13 protein-coding genes and 1 pseudogene are annotated in these 8,092 nt (G+C 38.0%); 13 read left to right on the top strand and 1 reads right to left on the bottom strand.

Features of this window, described 5'->3' with window-relative positions; all coding sequences use genetic code 11:
• Position 1: 1 nt before the first annotated feature.
• The 8 genes from Q0688_RS20580 to Q0688_RS20615 all read left to right on the top strand — a co-directional run bounded on the left by Q0688_RS20580 (position 2) and on the right by Q0688_RS20615 (position 5,362).
• Positions 2-865, top strand: coding sequence for a DsbA family protein (locus Q0688_RS20580; RefSeq protein ID WP_299081862.1), 864 nt, complete (start codon positions 2-4; stop codon positions 863-865).
• 21 nt (positions 866-886) lie between these two features.
• Complete coding sequence (locus Q0688_RS20585) at positions 887-1,165, top strand: HU family DNA-binding protein (RefSeq protein ID WP_299081864.1); 279 nt, start codon at positions 887-889, stop codon at positions 1,163-1,165.
• A gap of 207 nt (positions 1,166-1,372) precedes the next feature.
• On the top strand, positions 1,373-2,308 hold the full coding sequence (locus tag Q0688_RS20590; RefSeq protein WP_299081867.1) for an endonuclease: 936 nt from the start codon (positions 1,373-1,375) through the stop codon (positions 2,306-2,308).
• Between the two features lie 160 nt (positions 2,309-2,468).
• The gene (locus tag Q0688_RS20595) at positions 2,469-3,254 is read left to right on the top strand and encodes a ParA family protein (protein ID WP_086957836.1); all 786 of its coding nucleotides are present in this window, start codon (positions 2,469-2,471) and stop codon (positions 3,252-3,254) included.
• Between the two features lie 4 nt (positions 3,255-3,258).
• Positions 3,259-4,356, top strand: coding sequence for a ParB/RepB/Spo0J family partition protein (locus Q0688_RS20600; protein WP_299081871.1), 1,098 nt, complete (start codon positions 3,259-3,261; stop codon positions 4,354-4,356).
• A 52-nt stretch (positions 4,357-4,408) separates the two neighbouring features.
• On the top strand, positions 4,409-4,693 hold the full coding sequence (locus Q0688_RS20605; RefSeq protein ID WP_086957839.1) for a helix-turn-helix domain-containing protein: 285 nt from the start codon (positions 4,409-4,411) through the stop codon (positions 4,691-4,693).
• Between the two features lie 214 nt (positions 4,694-4,907).
• The gene (locus Q0688_RS20610) at positions 4,908-5,141 is read left to right on the top strand and encodes an RES family NAD+ phosphorylase (protein WP_299081878.1); all 234 of its coding nucleotides are present in this window, start codon (positions 4,908-4,910) and stop codon (positions 5,139-5,141) included.
• A 59-nt stretch (positions 5,142-5,200) separates the two neighbouring features.
• Positions 5,201-5,362, top strand: coding sequence for a hypothetical protein (locus Q0688_RS20615; protein ID WP_170924531.1), 162 nt, complete (start codon positions 5,201-5,203; stop codon positions 5,360-5,362).
• A 116-nt stretch (positions 5,363-5,478) separates the two neighbouring features.
• Here Q0688_RS20615 and Q0688_RS20620 read toward each other — a convergent pair whose 3' ends face one another.
• The gene (locus Q0688_RS20620; RefSeq protein WP_299081887.1) at positions 5,479-5,622 is read right to left on the bottom strand and encodes a hypothetical protein; all 144 of its coding nucleotides are present in this window, start codon (positions 5,620-5,622) and stop codon (positions 5,479-5,481) included.
• A gap of 166 nt (positions 5,623-5,788) precedes the next feature.
• On the opposite strand from Q0688_RS20620, the gene Q0688_RS20625 reads away from it, so the two are divergent.
• The 5 genes and pseudogenes from Q0688_RS20625 to Q0688_RS20640 all read left to right on the top strand — a co-directional run.
• The gene (locus tag Q0688_RS20625; protein ID WP_299081889.1) at positions 5,789-6,052 is read left to right on the top strand and encodes a hypothetical protein; all 264 of its coding nucleotides are present in this window, start codon (positions 5,789-5,791) and stop codon (positions 6,050-6,052) included.
• Positions 6,053-6,102: 50 nt separating this feature from the next.
• Positions 6,103-6,363: pseudogene (locus Q0688_RS27680) on the top strand (DUF4942 domain-containing protein); the annotation flags it as partial.
• Between the two features lie 152 nt (positions 6,364-6,515).
• Positions 6,516-6,803: a helix-turn-helix domain-containing protein gene (locus tag Q0688_RS20630; RefSeq protein WP_086957853.1), complete on the top strand. Its 288-nt coding sequence runs from the start codon at positions 6,516-6,518 to the stop codon at positions 6,801-6,803.
• A gap of 79 nt (positions 6,804-6,882) precedes the next feature.
• Positions 6,883-7,212 carry a hypothetical protein gene (locus tag Q0688_RS20635; protein ID WP_299081893.1) on the top strand — a complete coding sequence of 110 codons (330 nt, stop codon included), beginning with the start codon at positions 6,883-6,885 and terminating at the stop codon, positions 7,210-7,212.
• A gap of 45 nt (positions 7,213-7,257) precedes the next feature.
• Positions 7,258-8,092: DUF2235 domain-containing protein (locus Q0688_RS20640; protein WP_299081896.1), on the top strand; the 835-nt coding region annotated here is incomplete at its 3' end.

Below are 8,092 nucleotides of genomic sequence, written 5' to 3' on the forward strand. Positions count from 1 at the left end.
AATGGCAGCTGAAAAAAAATCGACAAACTTAATGAATGTCTTTATTTGCTTAATATTAACTTTCTTAGTCGCAATTATTGGGTTTAGTATGTACTTGACTATTACTACAACAAGCAACTTATCAAGCGAGATTTCTAATCTCAGAGATGAGGTTAAGGAAACAGCAAAAGCCCAACTTACACCACAGCAGTTTCAAAGCGCCGTGGCTGAAAGCCTGGAGGCATTGGCAGAGAAAAAGCAACAGGAAAACCTAGAGGCTAAGCTTGCTCAGTACCCTTTAGCAAGCGAGGATGTACCAGAAGGAAAAAATATTTACGGTAATATAAATGCTCGATTTACAATGGTAGAGTTCTCAGATCTTGAGTGCCCATTCTGTAAGCGATTTCATGACACCCCTAAAAAAATAGTCGAAGCAAGTAAGGGTATGGTTAATTGGCAATGGAAGCACTTACCTTTAGATTTTCATAACCCAGCAGCTAAACGCCAATCAATTGCTGCAGAATGTGTTCGAGAGCAAAAAGGTAATAAAGCATTTTGGGTTTTTCTTGATGATGTGTTTAATAAATCAAGAGGTAACGGCCAAGGTGTCGAGGATTTAGCTTCACTCGTTGCCGGTGTTGGTGCAAATGTTACTGAAGCTCAAAAGTGTATTAGTAATGGAAGCTATAACGATAAAATTGCTGAAGACATTAAGCAAGCAACAAACAATGGGATTAACGGAACGCCGGCTACTTTCATTGTTGATAATAGTACTGGTAGAACACAGTTACTTGGAGGGGCGCAGCCTCCGCAAGCAATCATGGCAGTTATAAAAAGAATGATTGCTGAACAGGAAGAGCAAGATGCAACTGAAGCATCTGAATAAATTTAAAAGTGGAGTAGATCAATGAATAAAAAAGATTTAATAAAAAGTGTTTCTGAGCAGGCTGATATCACCCTAGCTAACGCAGAGAAAGCTATAAATGCTATCACTAATAACATAACTAATGAACTTGCTGGTGGCGGTAATGTTTCGTTAATTGGGTTTGGTGCATTCCAAGTTAAAGAACGTGCGGCACGAAATGGGCGGAACCCTCAAACGGGTGATACAATCAAAATTGCTGCCGCAAAAATCCCAAGTTTCAAAGCCGGTAAAGCTTTAAAAGATACAGTTAACTCAAAATAACCCCCACACACAAAGCGCCAATTGTAAATTGGCCCTATTTGATATTCGTAAAGACCAGTAAAAACTTTCACATGTGAAAGTTTTTACATCCCCCATAGCAGTATGCAGTCTAACAATTCAAGTTGTGATCTTAAAAAGGGAGATTAGGAGCGTGATTTTAACTACCCAAAAGCGGGATAATGTTTATTTGACTTAAAGGAGATTGAAATGAGGAACTTATTATTTATATTTTTAGCATTTACGCTTAGTAGTCCAGCACTAGCTGATATTAATAGCTTCCGTGAAGCTAAGCTTAAGCTTAAGCAGGATGTTTATTTTGACCAAACTACGAAAGGAGAAGGAACATTTTATTGCGGCTGTGATTGGCGTTGGGTCGGAAAGTCGGGTGGCAGAGTAGATCTTCAATCATGCGGGTATCAAGTTAGAGCCCAGGATAATCGTGCTAAAAGAACAGAGTACGAACACGTATTACCGGCGTGGGCCTTTGGTCACCAGCGGCAGTGTTGGCAAAATGGTGGGCGGAAAAATTGCGTTAAAACAGATTCCACATTTAGAGAAATGGAAGCAAATCCCCATAATTTAGTAATAGCGATAGGGGAGTTCAATGCTGATAGGTCTAACTATTCGTTTGGTGAACTACCTGGAATAACAAGTTCGTATGGACAGTGCGAAGCTAAAATTGATTTTAAGCAAAGGACAGTAGAACCAAGAAATAAAGTTAAAGGCCAAGTTGCAAGAATATATTTTTACATGCATGACAGATATAACTTAAACATGAGCCGACAACAACAACAACTTATGATGGCGTGGAATAACAAATACCCTGTAACTGAATGGGAAGTAAAGCGCGATAATAGAATTGCCAAGCTAGTTGGTCATAATAATCCCTTCGTTATAGGTGAAAAATCTTGGACACTCGGCCACAAAAGCTCAGGTGAAGGAATAAAAACCGTTACCACCTCACATCAAAATCAATCCCCGAAAATTATCGGTAATATACGCGGGAATAAGAACAGTAAGATATATCACCTTTCGGTAGGCTGCCCTAGCTACAACCGGGTGAGCCCTGGTAATGTAGTAAAATTCTCAACTGAATTGGAAGCAGAAAAGGCTGGATACAGAAAAGCAGGGAATTGCAGATAGCTACCAACTTCCCCTGTCCTAGACAATCAAACTTGTATGCAGCTTTGTAATGTCAATACAGGGTTATAATAAGGTCTTGTAGTATTATAAAATGAGCGTTAGACTTGCTTTATGCAAATGTAGGGGTTGTGCCCTTCGTAACAACTAGTGAGGTGTGTATATGGCAAAAGTGATTAGCTATGCCAACCAAAAAGGAGGCGTAGGTAAAAGCACTCTTTGTATTCAAACTGCTTTTTACCTTTCACTCAAGATGAAGAAGAAAGTGCTTGTAATTGATATGGATGGTCAGGGTAATACATCGAGCAGGCTGGCCCCAAGAGTTGTCGATGATCACGGCAACTTTGATACAATACTTTCAGGTACTAAAACCGCCTCACTTTTCCAAGATGAGCTAGAGGCAGTTGAAGTTATTCACTGCCCTGCAGGGATGGACTTAATTCACACACCTAAAAACGACCCAGCCCTATTTGAAATGGAGGCAGTCCCACTGGATAAGGCAATGAACCCAGCTAAGAATTTAGCGAGTTTATTTGAACAATACGATTACGTGCTGATTGACTGCCCACCCAGCCTGGGTAGAAAGCTGGTGGCTGCACTTGTAATGTCTACACATGTTGTTTGCCCAGTGAAACTATCAGGGTTTGCTGTGGATGGCGTGGAGGGACTTTTAAATACAATTATTGGTATTCGCGAAGCATACAATGCTCAGCTAGATATATTGGGTATTATTATTAATGATATGGATCGTTCAGTTAATCACGATCGATCATTAAAGGAGCTTCAGAGTTCAGTTCCAGATTTGTTATTTAAAAATATAATTATGCATAGGCCACCACTCGATACAGCTATCACTGAAGGTATTCCAGTTTGGGAGCTTCGGTATGGGCACGTAGCAGCCAAAGAAGTTGAGTTGGTACTAAATGAACTAATGGTTAAAGTGGGATAAAAATATGGCTAAGTTAGGTAACTTGCAAGGTTTGTCTGACCTTGCAAAAGCAGCAACAGGCAAAAAAGGCAAAGAAGTAATTGCTATTAATATAGAAAACGTAGTGTCAAAAGAGCAAATACGTAAAAAGTTTAAAAATATTGATGAACTTGCCATTTCAATGAGGGAAGAGGGTCAACAGAGTCCTGTTATTGTTTATCCTAAAGATGAAAATGGTAAATACGTTATCCAGAAAGGAGAGCGCCGCTGGAGAGCATTGCAAGCTGCGGGTATTAAGACAATTGATATTATGGTTAACGATAAAGAGCTTTCTGAGTTAGATGAGACTGCTGGGGAGCTTATTGAGAATATTCAGCGGGATGATTTAACTCCTTTAGAAATTGCATATGCTCTCAAGGTGTTCGCTGATTCAGGCTGGAGACAAAAAGCGATTGCGCAGCGGATTGGCAAAAACGCTATCTTCGTATCAACCCACTTATCACTCCTAAAACTCCCTGCGTGTGTGCGTGAGCTTTACGATAATGATATTTGTAGCGATACCGAAACGTTAAATAACCTTAGGTTGCTTTATGATCTAAATGAAGAGCAATGCAGCGCAGTCTGCATTAACGCGTTGGATGAGGGTATTACTCGTAAGCAAAGTCGTGATCTATTAAATGATGCAAAGCGAATTGCAGAAGAGGCCAGCTCTAGCCAAGACAGCGATGCGGTGGAAGGTGAGGCTCAGGGCAGCACAAACATTATGAACACTTTTGAAGCCAATGATGCTGGTGAAGCCAATGATGCTGGTGAAGCCAATAATGCTGGTGAAGCCAATAATGCTGGTGACTCTATTGCGCCGGGCCCAGGAGCTAATAATGGTAACGAAGATGCTTTACCTGCAATAGAAAAAGATAAAGGTTGGAAGCCTGTCGAAGCTAGTGAGTTGACCATTGTAGTGAACGTACTTACTGAAACAGATGTAGTTCGTGGTATCTTATTACTTGATCGAGCCTGCCAAAATCCAGAAGAGGTTTGGGTGAGGGTGGCTAATGGAAAATCAGAGAAGAAAGTTAAAGTACTAACTTCTGACATTGAAATAGTCAGTATGGGTACTTTGTAATTATAGGACTTACCTTCTGGCTCTACTTAGAGCCAGAATAATGAAGGTGAAAATGAGTATATCAAAAGATATGAAGCGTAAATTTGATCTCATTAACGCATTATCCCGAACAAAAAGACCAAGCCTTCACACTTTACACCAAGCTACAAAAATCCCTGAGTCAACGATAAAGCGGCAACTTGCTTCTATACGTACAGAGTTTGGCATGAGAATTTTATTTGTTAGAGAGAGTGGTGGTGAGCGAGGTACATCAGGATATTACATGCTGACAAACTGGGGGGTCATTGATCGAGATGAGTTTTTTAAGCACTACATAAATCTAAAAACCCCTAAATAATTAAGGGGTTTTATATTTAGTTATTAAGAAGCTTGTAAACCGTTTCATTTGAAACTAAAAGCAGAGCAACAATATCTTTAACCTCAATTTGTTTTTTTGATAATGTTGATAACAATGAGTCTAAAACATCATGGCCGGTGTTTTTAGCTAAATCACTAAGCAATTATCTGTCACAACAATACATATAAGCGATGAAATTAAAATAAAGCGGCTGGTGGCTAGTGAGTTACCAATTGGATGGGATGAGCATCCATACATCCCCCACACACAGCAGTTTGGTACTAAATGGCTTTCAAGTATGGATGCTGCAGTTCTGCAAGTTCCTTCTAGCCTTTGCCAAGAAGAATACAACTATATTATCAATCCAATGCATGAAGATTCATCAAAAATTAAATGCATAGATTGTAAAGACTTTTTCTATGCTAAGCGTCTTTCCAGCAAGCTTTAAGCCATGGAAAGATTAATTTTTAAGTTGAATTATTCAAATAATAGATAGGAGCAACCAAATTGAATGAGCCACCTCTTGTACTAGTAAAAACATGGTATGAAATGCTAGTAAACTCAAGTGACAAACAGCTAACCGCTCACGCTGAAAAGATGCTTATCGGTGCTTTCGGCACACAACAAGCGGTAGCAAGCTATTTAAGAAAGCATAAACTTATAAAGTAATTCATTTCCCTAAGTCATTCCCTGTTTCCGGCTTTTCCCAGTTCAATTCGCTGGGGTGAGGAAAACATAAAACCCTAATCAAATACATAAATTAGGGTTTTTAATGTCCTGCTACACTAAATGCTTCGTAATAACATATCAGTTATAAATTGAGAGCTATCCGGCATTTCTTTTTCAATGAATTTCTGACGCTTTTCTATTGGCCAGTTCATAAACTCAATAAGTAGAACTTTTTTTCTGGTAAACTGCTTAGCGCGCATACCATCCTCCTCGTATGTTTTTGGTATGTGTATAGGGCTGCAACGTTCTTCTACCTTCGTGCAGCCCTTCTTTTACATATTACAGCATCATATTTTAATATTATCAATACATAAGTCGATACTTTAATGCCTGTTGAAGTCCTCAGCCCAATAAAAACCTTCACATGTGAAAGTTTTACAAAATGAACTCTGGTTCAATGATAACTTTAACATTGGCACCCAGGAGCGCAGTAGTGACCTTGATAAATACAGTGCAAAAAAAGAGGCTGAAAGAAATTTAGAAAAATCTAAAAAAGATTATGAGCTTACAAAAAACAAAAGCTATGTAAAAATACTTGAAGATTGCTATATCAAGGATATGGATAAATTAATGATGACTTATAAAGCTCTTGCAGATATAGATCCTCAATTAATGAATGAGCTTGATTAAAGCTTGAAAATGTTAAATCAGCTTTAAGACTAAAGGTAAGCAGCTTAAAAGATGTGTATTGGCATGAGCTTATTAATAAGCTATCAGCGATAACAAGTAAGCTAGCATCATCAAGTCGTAAGGCACTTTTAGATAAGCTATTCTCAAGAACCCATGTAGACTTCACCGCTGAAAATGCACATGCAATAGTTATTTGGGTAATAAAAAATGCTAACGCCTACTTCGATTCGCAACTAATTGAACTAGTAGAAACAATGACTGAAAAAGCCAATGTTGTTAATTACAAATCTAATGCTGACAGTTTTTTTTGAAGAAATCCGCAACTGCATACCAGTGTACATAGAAAAATACAGATAACTTTTAGCGTTAAAAAATATCATCAACACTGTATTACATGGACGCATTAGTGCCATGTATAACTCGTGCTAAGATTACATAATACAAAACCAATCATAGCTCTAATATGAACTCAACATATAGCAAAACTAAAACAAGCCTCTATCGAAGATTGTACATTTGTTACTTAATTGACTCGGGAATTAATACAGTTCCTTCGCTCTTAGAGGTAACAGAAATGCCCAGGCGAACACTCCAAGACGCAATAGCTGCGTTAGCTGAGATGGATATAAAATGCACCGCTTATGGGGGGACAATAAATAGAAGTTACACAATAAGTTGCTGGGGGCCAATTAGAAAACAATATGTAAAAGAGAACTTGCAGCACATTAAAGGCGTGTTAGGATGTAGTTAAACCAGATGAAGGATCAAGTTTTTACTAACTTGTCTTGGATCAGGTTTATACTAACTTAATTACTAGTAGGTTACTCATTATGAAAATGAAAGAAGCAAACTTCGCATATGCTACAGCTATTCAGACAGGGCATGATGCTCCTTTAATAAGTGATTTTATTGGCGGTATTGAGTTGCTAGCTGTTTATATTAATCAGCGGCTTCAAATGGGGTTACCGCTGAACAATTCTGATATGGAAATGAAAGAGGCAATAGAGTATTTATATTTTCACGAGCGCAAAGTGAAAAAGCTAATTTCTGAATACTCAAAACGCAAAGAGTGCAACGATACTAGTGAGGAAAATATAGGGTTGTATGATGAATTTATACAATCATTAGAGCGCTGCCTAAAATTAGATACCCACAAATAGGGCCCTTATAGTATATTCAAAACGAGCGCATCATCAGGAGTGAAAATGGAAATTGCACTAGGTATTATGATTGTAATAATAGCCGGTTTGATATTTGCGTTAAATAAAGCTAATGAAATTAGAAAAACAGATGCAGAAACATTACTCGCATTGAATTATGTTGAGTTTGAATGTTTACAAATTCTAGTTGCTAATGGTGGCGTGGCTAACAAAGGTAAATTCAAACCATATCAGTACAAAACACTTAATGATCTAGCAGAAACTTATGATGTTTTAATTGACTCTGATGGCAATGTCACTAACGTCGTTCATCTTAAACGAATTCTTAAGAACGATCCCGATAATCAAATCGTAACCTATCACCGTGGTATTGGAAATGACAATGAGAACAGTCGTATTAAAAAGGTTTTGAAAGGCGCTACAGGAGCAGATATTGACGATATTATTACAAATGCTTACGCCAAGTTTGTTCAAAACTGGCATAAAGGCGATTTGGTTTATATTTTTGGATTTAGTCGTGGTGCTGCAACAGCAAGGCTATTAGCCGCTAAAATTAATCGCGAGGGTATTCCACATGAATTGAAAATTCATTTCAAATCAAGTGTCAATAAAGAAACCAAGGTTGTAGAACAGCGGGTTGAAAAATATGAGGTCACCAGTAAAAAGAGTCCATTTAAAGTTGATGTAGAATTTTTAGGTGTATGGGACACTGTTGCCGCCTTGGGGGCATGGACCAATTTCATGAAATTTTTAGGCATAAACAAAAAGAATATCTTTCAAGATTTTCATATTGCTACGAATATTAAAAAAGCCGTGCATCTTGTTGCAATTGATGAAACCAGATCTATTTTTTCTGCTGCTCTTATGAATCATAAAGAAG

Source organism: uncultured Paraglaciecola sp. (assembly GCF_937123705.1).
Lineage (GTDB): Bacteria > Pseudomonadota > Gammaproteobacteria > Enterobacterales > Alteromonadaceae > Paraglaciecola.

Coding starts and splice junctions, on each gene's coding strand:
- Q0688_RS20580 (WP_299081862.1), top strand. CDS start 2: ATGGCAGCTGAAAAAAAATCGACAAACTTAATGAATGTCTTTATTTGC.
- Q0688_RS20585 (WP_299081864.1), top strand. CDS start 887: ATGAATAAAAAAGATTTAATAAAAAGTGTTTCTGAGCAGGCTGATATC.
- Q0688_RS20590 (WP_299081867.1), top strand. CDS start 1,373: ATGAGGAACTTATTATTTATATTTTTAGCATTTACGCTTAGTAGTCCA.
- Q0688_RS20595 (WP_086957836.1), top strand. CDS start 2,469: ATGGCAAAAGTGATTAGCTATGCCAACCAAAAAGGAGGCGTAGGTAAA.
- Q0688_RS20600 (WP_299081871.1), top strand. CDS start 3,259: ATGGCTAAGTTAGGTAACTTGCAAGGTTTGTCTGACCTTGCAAAAGCA.
- Q0688_RS20605 (WP_086957839.1), top strand. CDS start 4,409: ATGAGTATATCAAAAGATATGAAGCGTAAATTTGATCTCATTAACGCA.
- Q0688_RS20620 (WP_299081887.1), bottom strand. CDS start 5,622: ATGCGCGCTAAGCAGTTTACCAGAAAAAAAGTTCTACTTATTGAGTTT.
- Q0688_RS20630 (WP_086957853.1), top strand. CDS start 6,516: ATGAACTCAACATATAGCAAAACTAAAACAAGCCTCTATCGAAGATTG.
- Q0688_RS20635 (WP_299081893.1), top strand. CDS start 6,883: ATGAAAATGAAAGAAGCAAACTTCGCATATGCTACAGCTATTCAGACA.